General features: G+C 54.1%; 15 protein-coding genes. 11 read left to right on the top strand and 4 right to left on the bottom strand.

The features are described 5' to 3' along the window. Window positions 1–21: 21 nt before the first annotated feature. Entirely contained in the window at window positions 22–342 is a 321-nt protein-coding gene (locus ACIP6G_RS16975) for a hypothetical protein (RefSeq protein ID WP_400291447.1), read from the bottom strand. A gap of 157 nt (window positions 343–499) precedes the next feature. Between ACIP6G_RS16975 and ACIP6G_RS16970 the strand changes: the two genes are divergently transcribed. Next, entirely contained in the window at window positions 500–1,219 is a 720-nt protein-coding gene (locus ACIP6G_RS16970) for a M50 family metallopeptidase (RefSeq protein WP_400291445.1), read from the top strand. Here ACIP6G_RS16970 and ACIP6G_RS16965 read toward each other — a convergent pair. Further along, window positions 1,211–2,437 carry a YihY/virulence factor BrkB family protein gene (locus ACIP6G_RS16965; RefSeq protein ID WP_400291444.1) on the bottom strand — a complete coding sequence of 409 codons (1,227 nt, stop codon included), beginning with the start codon at window positions 2,435–2,437 and terminating at the stop codon, window positions 1,211–1,213. The genes ACIP6G_RS16970 and ACIP6G_RS16965 overlap by 9 nt on opposite strands. A 571-nt stretch (window positions 2,438–3,008) precedes the next feature. On the opposite strand from ACIP6G_RS16965, the gene ACIP6G_RS16960 reads away from it, so the two are divergent. The 8 genes from ACIP6G_RS16960 to ACIP6G_RS16925 all read left to right on the top strand — a co-directional run bounded on the left by ACIP6G_RS16960 (window position 3,009) and on the right by ACIP6G_RS16925 (window position 11,344). Next, the gene (locus ACIP6G_RS16960; protein ID WP_400291442.1) at window positions 3,009–3,752 is read left to right on the top strand and encodes a transglycosylase family protein; all 744 of its coding nucleotides are present in this window, start codon (window positions 3,009–3,011) and stop codon (window positions 3,750–3,752) included. 371 nt (window positions 3,753–4,123) lie between these two features. Then, window positions 4,124–5,482 carry a CoA transferase gene (locus ACIP6G_RS16955; RefSeq protein ID WP_400291440.1) on the top strand — a complete coding sequence of 453 codons (1,359 nt, stop codon included), beginning with the start codon at window positions 4,124–4,126 and terminating at the stop codon, window positions 5,480–5,482. 202 nt (window positions 5,483–5,684) lie between these two features. Next, on the top strand, window positions 5,685–6,935 hold the full coding sequence (locus tag ACIP6G_RS16950; protein ID WP_400291439.1) for a hypothetical protein: 1,251 nt from the start codon (window positions 5,685–5,687) through the stop codon (window positions 6,933–6,935). Then, the gene (locus tag ACIP6G_RS16945; protein ID WP_400291438.1) at window positions 6,932–7,870 is read left to right on the top strand and encodes a ketopantoate reductase family protein; all 939 of its coding nucleotides are present in this window, start codon (window positions 6,932–6,934) and stop codon (window positions 7,868–7,870) included. The genes ACIP6G_RS16950 and ACIP6G_RS16945 overlap by 4 nt, the downstream gene beginning before the upstream one ends. Then, entirely contained in the window at window positions 7,864–8,826 is a 963-nt protein-coding gene (locus ACIP6G_RS16940) for an AEC family transporter (RefSeq protein WP_400291436.1), read from the top strand. The genes ACIP6G_RS16945 and ACIP6G_RS16940 overlap by 7 nt, the downstream gene beginning before the upstream one ends. Window positions 8,827–9,324: 498 nt before the next feature. After that, entirely contained in the window at window positions 9,325–10,077 is a 753-nt protein-coding gene (locus ACIP6G_RS16935; RefSeq protein WP_400291434.1) for a DNA/RNA non-specific endonuclease, read from the top strand. Window positions 10,078–10,144: 67 nt separating this feature from the next. Continuing rightward, entirely contained in the window at window positions 10,145–10,462 is a 318-nt protein-coding gene (locus ACIP6G_RS16930) for a PadR family transcriptional regulator (RefSeq protein ID WP_400291433.1), read from the top strand. Between the two features lie 546 nt (window positions 10,463–11,008). Next, window positions 11,009–11,344, top strand: a complete 336-nt coding sequence (locus ACIP6G_RS16925) for a hypothetical protein (RefSeq protein WP_400291432.1) — start codon at window positions 11,009–11,011, stop codon at window positions 11,342–11,344. A 460-nt stretch (window positions 11,345–11,804) separates the two neighbouring features. Here ACIP6G_RS16925 and ACIP6G_RS16920 read toward each other — a convergent pair whose 3' ends face one another. Further along, window positions 11,805–12,485 carry a hypothetical protein gene (locus tag ACIP6G_RS16920; protein WP_400291431.1) on the bottom strand — a complete coding sequence of 227 codons (681 nt, stop codon included), beginning with the start codon at window positions 12,483–12,485 and terminating at the stop codon, window positions 11,805–11,807. A gap of 1,008 nt (window positions 12,486–13,493) precedes the next feature. Between ACIP6G_RS16920 and ACIP6G_RS16915 the strand changes: the two genes are divergently transcribed. Together ACIP6G_RS16915 and ACIP6G_RS16910 are read left to right on the top strand one after the other, a co-directional pair. Continuing rightward, on the top strand, window positions 13,494–14,117 hold the full coding sequence (locus ACIP6G_RS16915; RefSeq protein ID WP_400291429.1) for a nucleotidyltransferase domain-containing protein: 624 nt from the start codon (window positions 13,494–13,496) through the stop codon (window positions 14,115–14,117). A gap of 711 nt (window positions 14,118–14,828) precedes the next feature. Continuing rightward, window positions 14,829–15,131, top strand: coding sequence for a hypothetical protein (locus ACIP6G_RS16910; RefSeq protein ID WP_013350251.1), 303 nt, complete (start codon window positions 14,829–14,831; stop codon window positions 15,129–15,131). A 61-nt stretch (window positions 15,132–15,192) separates the two neighbouring features. On the opposite strand, the gene ACIP6G_RS16905 is transcribed toward ACIP6G_RS16910, so the two are convergent. Next, on the bottom strand, window positions 15,193–15,840 hold the full coding sequence (locus tag ACIP6G_RS16905) for a hypothetical protein (protein ID WP_400291427.1): 648 nt from the start codon (window positions 15,838–15,840) through the stop codon (window positions 15,193–15,195). Window positions 15,841–16,040 lie beyond the last annotated feature (200 nt).

Below are 16,040 nucleotides of genomic sequence, written 5' to 3'. Positions count from 1 at the left end.
CGACAGATTCGCTGATGCCGCTTAGGACAGCTCGTCCTTGTTCTTCTTGGAGCCGCCAAGAACGAGCGAGAGAATGGCAACGCCGGCAGTCACCGAGTTCACCGCTGGCCACGCACCGATTTTCTTGGCCAGCGGATGCGAAGCGCCGAAGCCTCCGAGATAGGCGCTGATCAAGGCAATGGCTTTAGCCGTTCCAGCATCTTTCTTCCAAAGCAGGAAGGCGCCGGCACCTGCAGCACCGAGCACAACGGCAGCCAGCGGGCGCTTCTTGGTGGCACGACCGGTAGCGTAACCGCCCACTAAACCGGTGGTGGCCAAGGCGGTTGAAACGATGCGAGACATGAGACTCCTCCAGATATACGGCACAGTGTTCCGCTTTGCAGACTATGCCCGTCACCTGTGATGTTTCCCAGAAAGTCGGGAAATGCACTCGCCGGTCACTTTGTGGCCGGTGGGGCTTGCAAGAATGAGTAATACCGAACGCCGATGAGGAGCAGGAATGAATCTAGATATTGCCCAGGCCTGGGAGCGGCTCTCGCAGCCGGTGAACGTGGCCCTGAACCAGTGGCAGTGGCTGATCGTTGCGTTCTTGATCCTGCTATTGGTGGTCCCTCGTCCGGTCTGGCGGATCACCGGCTTGTACTCCACGCTGATTCATGAGCTCGGCCATATCATCGCGGCCTTATTCACGGGCAGATACGTGGCTGGCTTGCGGCTGGGCTGGGATCATTCCGGAGAAGTGCGGAGCATTGGACGGGGCAAGATTTCTGTCATCATCTCCGGGATTTTCGGGTACCCCGCACCGATATGGGTTTCAGCTTTGATGCTGTGGGGCATATCCACGGACTATTCCGGGCGGGCGCTCGGCATCTACGCGTTGCTGTTCCTGCTGGCGCTGATCTTTGTCCGAAATTGGCCGGCCTTTATTGTGTGCACTATTAGTGCACTCGTGGCATTGGCAGTAGTCTTCTTTGCGCCGGTCGAAGCGTACCTGTACCTGGCTTGGCTTATCGCCGGGTTCTTGCTGCTGGCTGGCCTAAAAGACTTCGTCAAGCTTCTTTCGGTACATGTTTGGAGACGCCACGATATCGCCCAGTCCGATGCGTACCTGATCGCCGAGGCTACCCGGACCTTCGCCTCATTGTGGGTTGTGGTGATTCTTGTTCTGGGTTCCGGCGGCCTGTGGTGGGCACTGCAGAGCTTATCGGGACTATTCTGAGCCCCTGCGCAGATCGCGTTTGGTTTTCATGCGGCTAGCGGTCCAGGCCGCCACGGCAACCAGCCCCATGGGGAGCAGCTTCGTCTTGCGCTTCGGCTTCGTGGATGGATCCCTCTCCATATCTTGCAGCGGGTCGCCACCGTGCTTGATACGGATTTCCTGGGCCTGGACGAGATCCTTGTATGTTGCCAATTCCTGCTTGGCTACCAAAGTGTCATCACGCAGTGGAAGAAGTACGTCATCTATGGCAGGAATGCCCGTGCGAAGCTGGCGGAGGCGGATGAATTCGATGTCCACCAAGGCTCCGAGGAGCAAAGCGATGTTGCTGATCCAGCAAGCAAGAATCAAGATGATCACGCCGCCAATGGTTCCGTAGGTGGCGGAGTAGCTGGCGAACTGCGAAACATAAATACTGAAACCGAATACCGACAGTCCCAGGATCACCAGAGCTGTCAGTGTGCCGGGCGAGAACCAGCGGAATTTCGTTGGCTTGACGTTGGGGGTGAAGTAGTAAAGCAAGGCTAGAACCAGGAGCAGCATAATGAGCATCAATGGCGGCTTGGCGATATTCAGCACGAGTACAAAGCTGTCGCCCATGCCAATAATATTGCCGATTCCGCGGGCGACGGAGCCAGAAGCGAGCAGCAGCACCAGGGTCACGACGGCAACCAGCATGATCAGCACCGTAATCAGGAACATCTGAGGACGGCGCTTCCACTGGGGGCGGCCTTCCGGTGCCCCGTACAGCCGGTTCAACGCGCGGCTGAATGCCGTGACATATCCAGAAGTACTCCACAGTGCGCCGAGTGAACCGGCCAGGATTGCCCAGAACGTTCCGCTAGCTTGGGATGCCAAGCCAGCGAGCAACTGTTCGGCCGTGTCGAGTAATTGCTGGGAGTCGCTACTTGCAGATTGTCCGTTCGGGGCGAGGCTCTGCTCTAGCAGCTCCATGATCCATTTGGTGCCGCTTTCGCTGGCGCCGGCCAAAGACAGGAGCGAGATCAATGCCAGTAATCCGGGGAACATGGCAAGAACCATGAAATAGGACAGGGAAGCTGCAACGTCTAGTCCATCGTTGCGAAAGAATTCCCGCAGGGCTCGGGGGTAGCAGGTCAAGGATTCCATGAATCGGTCTTTGCTTGTGCTGCCTTGTACTGGCATTGAGTTCCCCTGTCTGACTGATGAAATCAAACCTACAGCGCTGGCTTCTTGAAACAAATTACCTCAGGGCAATTCAGCTGTCCTGTCGCTTGAACGTCGCGGTGTGTCCATCGCCCGGGAGGCCTTGCAGGTGGCAGCGAGGAAAAGGCCGTCTGCCGGAGAAATATTGCCCCTTCGGATTGCCCGACGCCTTGGGTTTAGGATGCAGCTATTCCAGCTTTGGCGAAAACGGAATGCAACCTTGAAGGGAGCTGGGCACGACCCAGAAGCGAATTGCAAGCTATATCACAGCGAGCTGGATAATCTCCACTTTTGGAAAGTAACATTTTCGTTGCTTGATATGGGGATCATGGTGATTTTCCGACCCGATTCAAATTTTTTTTCTGACCAATTGACCTGTATTTACGGGGTTTCTGACCGTTTCCTGAGTTGCGAGGGTGGTGGGTTGGTGCGTTATGGTCATTCATAACGTTTCGATAACACTCGCAGTGTTATGGGGAAACAGGTACTGCCGGGACTTCCAAACCACTCACCAGGGCAGTATTTAATCAAAGTCGAAATGCGACGCTGAGTGGTGCACGAGGATGGTCTAGGAAGACCTGAGCGCGGGAAGAGCAACTGGAGAATCATGATCCAGCAGAAGACCAAGAACTTGATCCGCCGCGGTGGAGCCTCGCTGGCCGCCGTTGCAGTTGCCGGCACCGCAATCGTTGCAGCTTCCGCACCAGCTAATGCCGCAGGCACCTGGGACAAGCTGGCTCAGTGCGAGTCCGGTGGCAACTGGTCCATCAACACCGGCAATGGCTACTACGGTGGCCTGCAGTTCTCGCTGTCCACTTGGAAGGCCTTTGGCGGTTCGGGCATGCCTCACCAGGCTTCGAAGGCCGAGCAGATTCGCGTTGCAACCAAGGTCCAGGCATCCCAGGGTTGGGGCGCATGGCCAGCATGTACCGCAAAGCTGGGCATTAGCGGTTCCCCTTCGGGTTCCGCGACTCCGCAGAAGCAGGCTCCTCAGCAGCAGGCAGCACCAAAGCAGCAGGCCGCTCCTAAGCAGCAGGCAGCACCTAAGCAGCAGGCAGCTCCGGTCCAGAAGCAGGCTCCCAAGCAGCAGGCAGCTCCGGTCCAGAAGCAGGCTCCCAAGCAGCAGGCAGCTCCAAAGCACGCTGCTCCAGCTCCAAAGGCACCAGTGTTCAACATTGACGTGACCGATTCGGGCAAGGACTACACCGTCAAGTCCGGCGACACCTTGGCTAAGGTTGCCGACCAGCTTGGCGTCAAGGACTGGCGTGGCCTGTTCGTCTTGAATGACGACCAGTTGAGCAACCCAGACCTGATCATGGTCGGGCAGACCCTGAACGTTCCAGCGAACTAATTCCGCAGAGCTTCAGATAACCCGCGTCGTGTATTTTTACGCGACGCGGGTTTTCCGTTTACCGACTGCCTGGATCGAAGTGGTGATTTTCCGCGTATAGGCTGAGGTTCATGCTGCATTCCGAAGATGAGCGCGTGGCCGAGGGCCATATCCTGGGTTCGGGGTTTACCGCGCACCGATTGCTCGAGACGGCAGGTGATTGCCCTGTTACTGGGCCCGCGGTTTGGTGGACAGGTCTTTTGAACGCGGAGAAGCTCGCAGCTCGATCCGTTGGCTTGGTGTGCTCCGCCCTTGATGATCTTGCCGCTGCCTCACCATGGCTCGCCACGGCGACGCCGGATATCGCAGCGGCCTTCGCGTCCTCTGCCCACTTGCGCATCGCGGGGCAGAAACCACAAGGTTTTGCTCGATATTCGGGATTCTACCGAACGGCCGACGGCTGGATCAGAACCCACGCGAATTACCCTCACCATGAACGCGCGCTCCACTCTGCATTGGGAACATCTTCGGGGATTGACATCGCCGACGCAGTGGCAAGCCTTTGTGCCCACGATGCCCAAGAACGCATCGTCGCCGCTGGTGGAATAGCCGCGCAGGTGCGATCCCGTCAACAGTGGCTCAGCTCGGCAGAGGGCCAAGCGGCCGGCAGCGGGCACTGGGCTCAATTCCGCATGCGCCCAACAGGTTCGGCTCCGGTCTGGAAATTTGACCCGCGTGCAGCAATGCCCCTTCGAGGGTTGAAGGTTCTGGATCTCACACGGGTTATCGCTGGCCCCACCGCAACCAGGACGCTGGCAGCCCTTGGCGCACAGGTCTTGCGCGTGGATGGGCCGCTGCTCCCCGAATTGCCTTGGCAATATGTTGATACCGGATTCGGCAAGCGCAGCACGCTGCTGGATTTGAAAAACGCAGCAGGGCAGGCGCGGATCCACGAACTGCTGCAGGATGCTGATGCCGTCCTCTTGGGCTATCGCCCCGGGGCTTTGGCCAAGGCAGGGCTTGGCGGGGATGAATTAGCCCAGCGGTACCCGCAGCTCGTTGTTGCTGAATTAGGTGCGTGGGGCTTCGAAGGACCCTGGGCCCAACGGCGCGGGTTCGACAGTATCGTGCAAGCTGCCACCGGCATCTCGGAGGCTTACCGTGGTAACGGGCAATCACCGGGCGCATTGCCGGTGCAGGCTTTGGACCACGCCACTGGCTACGGGCTCGCTGCTGCCGTCATCGCTTTGGTTCGGGCGCGCAGTGTCCAAGGGCGTACCGGGTCGGTGCGATTCTCCTTGGCTCGGACCGCTCATGCGCTGTTCGCCTTCGACGCCCCGCAACGCCCCGCTCAATTCGACGGTGGCGTGCGGCTGAAGCGGGTGGAAAGTACTTTCGGCACCCTTGAGTACCACGCTGCCATCCCAATCTCGGTGGCAAGGGACCTACCGTCGGCGTTCCTATTTGCTTCCATTGTCCTGGCGAGGTGGCTCCGAGCTGGACGGGTGCAGTGTGTCTTTATCCTCCTGGACTACCAGGAACCCTTGTTCATCCAGTGGGCTTTTCACTACTTGATCCCTTGTAGCTGCATCTCATGGGAGGAGACATGCCATCACGGTGTTGGCCAGGTGATTTTCCGGCAGTACTTCCCCAGGTGTCCAAAATTTTTTTGTCCAACCCGCAACGGGGGGCTTGCACTCACCGTCTATACAATCCTGATTCTACGCTTGCAGATGGAAATCATTGTCTGACAGAGCACTTATGCAAAGAGAATGTTCTGAAGTGAATCATCTGTACATCTACTGGGTCCTTTGTGGCCGATTATGAAGAGAAGCAGCACAAATCAAAATTTCACACTCTGGTTATTTGCTTCCACCATTTGAAATTTAATGTTGTGATGGTGGAGACCCCTACTAGGGGCATCATCAAACTTCATTCCAGGAGACTCACACTATGGCACTAAAGCTGCCTGCGGGGCATACCCCTAGATACGAAAATTTTGAAATCGCCGGAGTTTCGGATGAAACGATCCGTGAGGGCCTTGAACGAGCCCTCTTCGGCGCAACTGATGAGCGAAAACTACAGCTCGTCGAAGCCTTGTCGGATGCTGGTATCCGCGACATCGACATGGGCTCAGGCATCCAGGAACCAAAGTTCCTGCTGCGCTGCCTAGACGCACAGCAGTACTTTGGCCGCATCCATCCGGACACGAAATTTGTTTTCAACCTGACACTGAAGTCTTGGGAACCAATTTCTCACCTTCTGGCCAAGCTTCCCACGGATTACCTCTCGCAGATCCAAGTTTCATTGGGAATGGTCGAGTTCCACGAAGAAGAAGACCTCCTCACCAAAGTCCACGGCCGCTTGAGCGAAATCGGAGTAGGATCATTCCGATCGAGCATTTTGAACGCCTTCTCGACTCACATCGAAGAAGAACGGTACGAGTTCATCAGCCGCCAAATCCGACGAGTCAGCGAACTCGGTATTGATCTCGTCCGTGTGAATGATTCCATCGGTTCCTTGATTCCCGACGCAACCGCCATTCTGGCAGCAAATCTGACCCGTGATTTCCCTGCCACCAACTTCTACCTTCACTCTCATGATGATCGCGGTCTGGGGCTAGCAAATTCTCTGGCATCAATTTTCAACGGTTTCCAGATTGTCGAAGGCGGTGTCGCAGGCTTCGGTAACCGTGCTGGACTGGCAAACCTCGAAGTTTTGAGCAAGATCTTCGAAGAACGCGGCATCACAGTCAAGGGAACTCCCCTCGATACCCAGAAACTAATTAAGGTCGCTTCCCTGGCAGAAGAAACTTTCTTGGTTGCGCCATCGGTTTACCGCCCTGTGAGCGGCATTTTGACTGAGGAAGAAAACGCGGGAATTGTCAATGTGCCCGACTTCTTGGACATCGAACGCTCGGTTCGTTACTTCCTCAATCCAGTCGGTCTATTCCCCGACACGATCGAACAGATCCTCATTAATGCCGGGTTCCCACAGGAACAACTTACTGATCCTGGATTCGTTCAAGCCATCATTGATCGCCTGAACGATAAACTGCAGAACCACCTCTACCCCCAGAAAGAGGCGCAGTACGCGAAGGTCATGCAGACTATCCATGACCTACATAGCGATGTTGTCCGCCTCGACGAGGTCCAGAGCGTGGCAATGGAACTGCTTCAGGAACGAGTTGAGGTCAAAGCATGAAAATCGGTGTTGTAGGAGCCGGGGGCGTCGGCGCATACTTTGCAGCAGTGCTGACGCGCGCCGGGCATGAGGTACATATTGTCGCCACTGAACGCCACATCGAACCTGTTCGTCTCAAGGGTTTGCAGGTAACGACAGGGGACGGCATTTCGGGGTTTACTGTGCAACCAGCAAGCATCACCACAGACGCTGCTCAGATTGGTGAATGCGATGCTGTGATCATGGCTAGCAAAGCGGGGCAAGTAAAAGATGTCCTGAGCACAGCATCGGCACTTATCGGTCAAGACACTGCTGTATTACCCCTTCAGAATGGTGTGACTGCCTCCCAGCAAATCACGGAGGCAGTAGGTGAAGGTCATGCTTTGGGCGGTGTTTGCATGATCATCTCGTACCTAGTCGAGCCAGGTATCGTGCACCATGTCGGAGGTCAACCAGCGATTACTCTCGGAGAATTGGACGGCAGCGTAACCAACCGAGTGCGCGACCTTGAAATTGCCCTGATCGAAGCACACGTTCAAGCCATAATTTCGACGGATATCGTGACAGACATGTGGCGAAAATTCATGCTGATCACATCATATGGCGGCGTTGGCGCGCTGTCACGTGAACCAGTCGGCCGCACCCGAACCAACGAGCTTAGCCGAAGCCTTGTCCAGGATGCGATGAGGGAGGTCGCCCGGCTTTCAACTGTTGCCGGCGCCACACTTGACGAATCAGATGTAGCCAAGATGATGGATCAGTACGATGCTTTCAAGCCGGATAGCACTGCCTCGATGCAGCGTGACTTGGCCGCGGGCCGACCTTCAGAAATCGAAGAGCAAAGCGGCGCTGTAGTCCGTATCGCAGCTGCGCACGCAGTAGAGGTGCCAATACACAACACCATCTATCGTGCATTGAAACTACTTGATGGAGCTAACGAACTCATCTCATGCTAGTTAATGTTCTTCTCAGTGTTCTGCCGCTGTTCCTTATTATGCTCATTGGCTTCTTCGCTAGTCGTTCAGCAAAGTTCGGGACAGGGGCAGAACCTGCCATCAGCGCCTTTGTTTTCTATATCGCGCTTCCTGCACTACTTTTCAAAGTCGTCGCTGAAGCACCACTGGACGATGGCATCCCACCGGCATTTCCAATAATTGTCATTGTTTCCTGCACGATATTCGCTGTCTTCAACATCTTGATCAGCAGGTTATTACTACGGCAAAACAAGCCCAAAGCGCTTCAGTATGCGCTGAGTTCCGGTTACGGAAACGTCGCCTACCTAGGTGTGCCAGTTGTTATCGGACTCGTGGGATCACAAGCGGGACTGGCCGCCGGAATCGGCCAATTGACCCACAACCTATACTTCATGCTGCTCTACCCGGTGCTGTTCCCACTGCTAGCCGGGCGACAATCCCGCGGATCCAATGGCGCAAAAATAAAAGCAGCAGTCGATAAAGCGATTCTCAAGAATCCTGTGGTTTGGGGAATTGTTGCTGGCCTACTAGTAGCTTTGGCGAAAATCGAACTTCCAGCTCCGGTTGTGCAGACAACTGACTTACTCGCCGGGGCAGCAGCGCCAGGTGCACTCTTTGCCATCGGTCTCACGCTGAGTCGAACTGTTAAATCGTTGAATGAAGGACGAATTTCAGTCCTACCGCTGATCACGGGCACGGCCAGTAAACTGTTAGCACTTCCGCTCATCACGGTCGCTATCGCAGCGCTTCTTCCCCCAATGTCAGGAGATTGGTATCAGGCTCTGATTTTGATGGCCGCCATGCCGACCTCCGCCACCGCCTTCATATTGGCGCAAGCAGAGGATGAGAACTCGGAAGCTACGGCCACGACTATAGTTCTTACTTCAGGATTAGCGATCATTACTATCCCGGTGATTTCAATGCTTTTCTTGGCGTAGTTCGAACGGTAGCTGCTGGTAGATGATGACCACCTATGCAGGCAAGTTTCGGTGTTATGGAAGCACCACAAGTTGTTGTTCAGGCTGTATCAATATGTGGTGTCCGTTATTTGCCGCCTGATGGGGACATACCGTGTGCTGTGCCTGAAGCCGGCCGGTAGCTGCTGCGTGCTGTTTGGGTTTCTGGCGGGATAAGAATCAGGGGTGCGGAAATTGTCACGCGCGTCTATCTGGCCAAGGCTGATAACGGTTGATCTGTTTTTATGTATTTCATGCTCGAGGATTGCTTAGCGTTGAACATACTATGACGTTTACAAGTTCCTTAAATGCGGGCACTGGCAGGCCATAGGCTGGACTCAAGGCACCTTGAACGTACTCTCACGAGCATTAACGAAAGGGGTAATCACCTTGTCAGCCAGTAGCCATCAGATCCTTGTTTCGGTTCATCGCACTGGGTATGCCCCGGACTTCCTGGGAACTAGCGTAGCGTTGCCGCTCTTGGACACTGAGGCTTCACAAGACGCGGTGCTGTGGGACGGGTCAAACGTCATTCCTTATACCCACTTTTCCCTGTCACTGAGCAAGTCCCGCCGGTTGGCGCGCTGGGTTGCCTGGAACATCGACGGTGCTTCAACCAAACGATTGAGCCGTTCGGGCATTGATTTCGCCAAGGGCCCTAGGCTGCCTGAAGGGTTTCAATCAGGCAATGAGCTGTATCAAGGCAATCGGCTGGATCGTGGACATATTGCTCGTCGTGCGGATCTGGTGTGGGGTGAGGTCACGGATGCGCAGCAAGCTAATGAGGATTCCTTTTTCTACACGAACATCGCGCCGCAAATGGATGACTTCAACCAGAGCAGCCAAGAGGGGATTTGGGGTCAGCTAGAAAATGCGCTCTACGAGCAAGTTGATGTTGAAGAGCTCAAGGTGAGTGTCTTTGGCGGGCCGGTCTTCCAGCATGGCGACCAGGTGTATCGCGGCGTTGGTCTGCCTTCGGAGTACTGGAAACTCATTGCTTTCAAGGAGGGCGGCGTGCTGAAAGCACGAGCTTTTCTCTTAACCCAAGATCTTGATCAGTTGCGGGCTGCACTTGCCTTTGATGAGTTCAGGGTCTATCAGGTCTCGGTGGGGGAGTTAGAGCGGCACACACGGTTGGCATTCGCAGAGACGCTGCATCTTACTGATAATCGTGTTGTTGTGCGGGCCGAGGAAATGGTTCCGCTGAACTCGACCGTCGATATTACTTGGTGATGGTAATTCTGAAGTTTGATGAGAGGTTCAGGTTGACCATCTAAATCTACATAGGTAGCACGAGGGTATGGAACGTTTGACGAGGCGCACCCCTGCAACAGCTGCTGTTGTTGGTGCGCTCATGGAATCACCTGAGGCGATCTGGGGTCTTCAGATTGTGAAGATGACCGGGTTGAAGACGGGAACGGTTTACCCGATTCTGGAACGCTTGGAGGATGCTGGCTGGATTACGAGCGAGTGGGATACGGATCTGTCTCGCAAGGGGCCCCGCCGGCGGTACTTTAAGTTGGAAGCGGAGGCTGTTGCGTATGCCCAGGAGTACGTCTCTACCCAGAGGCCGAAGCCCGTTGTGGGTGCTGGTTTTCAATCCAGGAAACTCGCATGAGTCAGACGTTGCTAGTACGAGCGCTTTTTCGACTGTCGCTTTTCGTGACCCCTGCGCATCTGCGGCAGGCGCGTTCTGAGCAATGGAGGGCGGATCTTCGGGATTGCAGCGAGTTGGATATCCCGTCGGCTGACGTCGTCACCGGAGCTCTTGTGGCCGGCACTCGTTTGAGAATTGCGCATGGATTCGCTTCACTGTCCGTCCCCACCCCACTCAAAGAGGAAAAGCAATGAAAATTCTGTTACCGACTGCCCTTGTTGCTGCCGTACTGGTACTCGGAGGAGTTGCGGGAGCTTCAGCAATCTCGAATCACGAGGTTACGCAGATCACTGTCCCCGCCGGAATGATTCAAGAGAATGCTCGAACCACCCCATCTGATCCGATGATTATTGATGGCGTAGAGGTTTTAGGAGGGGGCGAAGTAGCGCCTACGTACCAGGGCGAATAATTGACTTGGCAACAACTTGCCTCACACCTTAAATCTACATAGCATGAGATCGACGTATGTTGTATGCGTTGACCTCTCGCTATTTTCAAAGACCTTTCATGAAACGAGCCACATTAGCTGCGAAGGCCGATCGAGGAGCATTCAAGGGTCAAGCGTACAGCGAACTGGACAAGCTCATGATGCTGATCGGTGCACTGACCCGACGCGCGGTACTCGTCTCCAACGTAGAAATAATGGACTTCAACGGCGACGGAACCGACGCAGTAGCCTACTCAGAGGTTGAAGCGGAACCGCTCACCCTCGAAGGTCGGCTAAACGGCAAGAACCCGTGGCGCGCCAAGGACATTGAGCACTGCGAAGAATCCAGCATCGAAGTGCAGAGCATCGCGGTCTGGTGGTCAGGCGTCGCAATTGCGACACCTGACCGCCAGTGAAGTAAATTTCTGCGCGTTCCATATTGATCATTCAATATCCGAAGAAACAGCTCTACTGTAAACATGCTTGCTCGATGTCTTCGGAAATTTCTGCGAAGACGCATCGACGGTGCGTCATGCTGATCTTCGGGAAGAAACAGCACCCTCAACAAGAACCAAGATGCGTTCGTCAGAGTCGGCCATTTCGATAGCCTCTTCAATGTGAACTGAGAACAACCTCCATCGCCCGTCATCCTCAGAATCAGCTCTTGGATCCCATAGTGGAGGGTGGGCAAAAGCTGAGACGTGTCTAATAATTGCAGACGGACTGTCCGCAAATTCAAAGCTCCGACTGCCATTATCAACTGTGATGAGCACATGTGGCTTGTCTGATCGGTTAGTGCTAGATACAACCGCATAGCCCTCTAGTACCTGAGCCAACCTTTCAAGTACAACTACGAGACTGTCAGTCATCACAATCTCACTTTGTACTCTTAGGGATGACGGTAATTACACGACCATCGCGCGCGTCAGCGGCAATATCTGGATAATTGGTGTAGATAGTTTTGCCATCGTATTTCTTAAGCTGAACGATTCCACGAATATTGATAGTTCCGTTGGAAGGTCTCGGCGAGACACGGTAAGGGTTTTTTACCGTAGTTTCCATGGTGAAATCTACGAAATCTCTCCAGTTCGCTCCTACCATTGCAGCTAGAGGGGCCCATCGCTTCTGCTGATCCGCACCCAGCATGTGTCGGTATCCCCAGCCGCTCGTGCCACATCTCAGGACAACATTGTTCCGAATCGGTGTAGTAGGAACAAACACCCGAACCGTCTTTTGGACGTCTTTAGACCAGTTGGAGTGGCAGGCCGCCCAGGTTTTAGCCTGGTAGCCTCTTGCCGCAGTATTGAACTGATACGGTTCAACCTTCTCACCGTTCACCCAGAGACTCAAAGAGCCTTTTTCGACTTCTTCATGGAGTACTTCGGCTTGTTTGATCGTGAGATCGCCCTCTTTGGAAACCGCTTGAAGAATTTCAGAATTCTTCGAAGTAGCTGAGTCCTCTAACGACGTCACCGCTTGAGCCGGCAACGCCGAAAATAGCAGCACACCGGTGGTGGCAATCGCGATGTTTGCCCGTGTTTTCCAGCTCTTCTTCATTGTCCTCCATCGAAGGTAACCAATCGAGTTTGCCGACGAAAATACGGTATTACATAAATTGATCAAAGACTACCCATTCGAGAAATAAAAATATCTTCTGTCAACTCAAATGAACAAGCCAACTGTCGTTCCATTCCTTCATCTCGGCCAGGCTGGTTCTGCGTGAAAGGACGCGCCACAGGCACGATCCCCTTTGATGACCCACGGGTCGTGGATGGGTTCGGGAAACTCGCCCGCTGCAGCTTCAGATGTTTTTCCACGCGTTTTCCATCTCACCGCAAGCGTAAGCAACGCGGGTTGGGAAACTGACCCCTGTTCAGTTCGAGGCTAGAATGATCGAGCCTGTCGCTCTGGCAGCATAAACCTTGGTGTCAACTAAACCTTCAGCAGACCCCTTCCCTATCGATTCGGTACGCATTCCGGGTGGCTTGAGGCGGCTTTGGATACCGGTGCTGCTGTCGTTGTTCCCGACTGCGGGTAGTACATGGGCCAGCATCCGTCGGTAACCCCATACTGATGGGATGGCGACGACATTGACTAGACGTCGCTGGAAAACGCGGTGAAGGACCAATTAGCGTTGTCCTGCGTACCAGGAATGAACTCAGGGGAGCGCAAGGGACAGCGAATGGCCTTGGCGGAAGCGCATCAGCGAATCTACTCGAATTTGCTAGCGAGATAACAACCTGCTCCCTAGCCCAACGACTACCGTTCTGGTGCCTAATGGGGGTAGATGCTATGTTTTCGGCAAGCAATTCGGTGCTTAACCAGAATTGCTCAAAGGGAGTCCTTGTCGTCGATGCTCCTTCATCCCTCTGCGTCTTTACCGCGGAATCTGGCTCGGGTTTGGGTCTCGGCGCTATTTGGGAAGATCAGAATAAGTCCCTAACGTTCAGGATGTGTTCATACCTGAGCGTGCACTCTCGTGCGCATAGGTATTTTTATGTCAATACAAGTACACTTTCGTGTAATAGTGCAAAAGAGTATTTTATGCCGACGAAGGAGGCCTCTATGCGGTTGCAGAACCCGTTCTCCGCCTTGAGCTCAACGGGAATGGACTCTCAAGTCCTCACGGTCCTGGCTCGGAGCGAGCAATACCTGACGATTCCCGCTATCCATCGATTGCTACCCGAGGAGGGTTCCTCAACAGGGGTGCGCAAGGCCCTCTCCCGATTGGTGGAACAGGGGGTCATTCTCGAGCAGGTGACGGGCAGGACCCACGCATATGCACTGAATCGGGAGCACCTACTGGCAGATGTCATCTTGAAAATCGCCAATTCCAGAAGGGAGCTGACCTCACGAATCCAAGATGCCATCAAGCGTTGGCCGGTCAAACCTGTAACAGCGAAGATCTTCGGTTCGGCAGCCCGAGGAGAGATGCGGTCGGGCAGCGACATCGACATTCTTATTGTGATGCCCGATGAAACACCAGACGGTCTGGATGACGAGTTGGCCGGAACCCTGGCTGGTCAAGTCACACGTTGGACGGGCAATGACGTGCGGCCGTTGCTCTATCGCGCCGCCGAGGTGAAGGCAGCCCCGATATTTGACTCCATTATCAAGGAAGGCGTGGATATTGCGGGGGACCCGGGGTGGCTGCGGCGGGCGGCGCGTAGGCATAAAATTTCTTCATGACTCCTAAGCGCGACAGCATTAAGACAGTGGATGCCGGGAAAGCTGAGAGGCAGGGCCGACTGAACAAGGCTCAGCAATTCCTTCAGTCTGCGGATGACCTACGTGGGTTTTACGAGGACGACTCGGTCGTGGCTGACACCGCAGTGACCTTGTACGTGCATGCGGGGATTGCAAGCCGTCGCCCAAGCCCTGGCAACGCTACAGGTCGCGATCAACGCGACCTGCTGGATGGAAACCCTACCCGAAGCCGAATCAACCGCGACGAAACCAGGGCATCGCGGTTAAGCCTCCTGCCCACCTGTGCACAGCAAAAGCCAAATCGCTGCGCTGCTTTTCCTGCACCCACGTGGACAGCAGGAACCAAACGACCTCCCGCACACAAGCCACAAGCTGCGGTACCTGAGTTCTCCTTCGACGGCGGATCGTGGCCCGTGCATGGCCTCTGATAAGCGAATATCACTTGCCAGGCCACGAGGAACACCTATCATGGGCACATCATCTTAAAGGAGTAAGACCACGTGGAGGTATCAGAGTTAACCCTTGGCGCTGCTGGGGTTCGTATGATGCTAACTGTGAGAAAGCTCTAACAATGACAGTTCGTGGCGAAAAAAGATCCTTGGGTCCATCGCAATCGTAACCTGTCGGAATTCATTATCAGAGATCTTCGCTACCGTAACTAGATTGTTTGCTTGGAGGACTTAGGATTATTCTATGGAGACATTTAAGCGTCAAAGGTATGTTGATTACCTAGTGAACGAACGTGGGTATGAAGCTCGCCTAACTCCGTGGGGAATCTATATCGAATATCCCAATTTTGACGATAATGGCACGGCGGTCGTCAAATGGAGGGTTACGGAAAATGAACTTGCCGGTTTGAACGGGATTAGAATGCCGCGAGGCTTTACCGGCGGCGAACAGTATGCGTTCTCGGAGTTGATAGCAGCTCTTCATACTTTCACTGGTTCACGGGGAACCATGTACGGGGCAAGTATGAGAATAGAAGCAGAAGACTGAGAAGGGCTATGGCGCACATGCGCCATAGCCCTTCTTGTTAGAACTTACCAGCGAAGCTTGATTATTTACCGCAAGCTCGGTTCACACTGTCGGGATGAGATGTGATGAGACGGGAATTTGTGGCTGAAACTGATGCCGTGACGCCGACTTTTTTTATGATCCGCCCACGGGAATCTCGAAGTTCATAAACCCCACCGTACCGAATAGTTTTATTGCCGCTTTGGTATTTCTTTAGGCATGACCATTTTAAGGCTTCGTTTGTTGCCCAATCCGCGAAGTCCCTCCAGTTCGCACCTAAGGATTCCGCCTGGTTGTTCCAGTCGTTCATGTGGCCAGCTTTGATATGCCGATAGCCCCAACCGATATTTTTACCTTTGACGACTTTGTTTGTGCCACAACGTAGATAGGCTGTACGTCCCGAGACCCCTTTAACCGTTTGCCTACTGAAAGTTCTGACGAGCTTTTCGTTCTTATCGAAAACGCCACAGGGTGACCAGTATGCTGCGGGTTGCGCGACCCCTAACTTCTGTTCAATGTTGTCAAAGTAGAACCGTTCTCCACTTTCCCCGACAGCATAGGCTGGGACTGCCTGTGTTTCTACGAAATTTTCTGGCTCCATCTGGGCTGCATTAGCTGGCGCGCTCAGCAACGAGCTACCTAGCAGAAGAGCGCCGAGAGCAATTAAAGTGATTTTTTTCAAAAGTTTCACCCATCGATCTGTTAGTTGCCTTAGTCAATCATATTGATCAGCTTATACTGAGCTTTAACATTTAATCCGTATTTGACGAGGTATTGAGCGCAATTAAAAAATTTTGAACAGTCGATGCTTTGAGTAGTGTAGATGATTCAAAAACGACCGTTTTTGGCGTCCGTTTAAGGCCCCTTCACCGGGCATTTTCTCGGGCGGGG

The sequence above is a fragment of the Glutamicibacter sp. NPDC088483 genome, from assembly GCF_044753145.1.
GTDB lineage: Bacteria > Actinomycetota > Actinomycetes > Actinomycetales > Micrococcaceae > Glutamicibacter.
The sequence above is the reverse complement of the archived record's forward strand: the minus strand, read 5'-3'. Positions and strand labels throughout refer to the sequence as shown.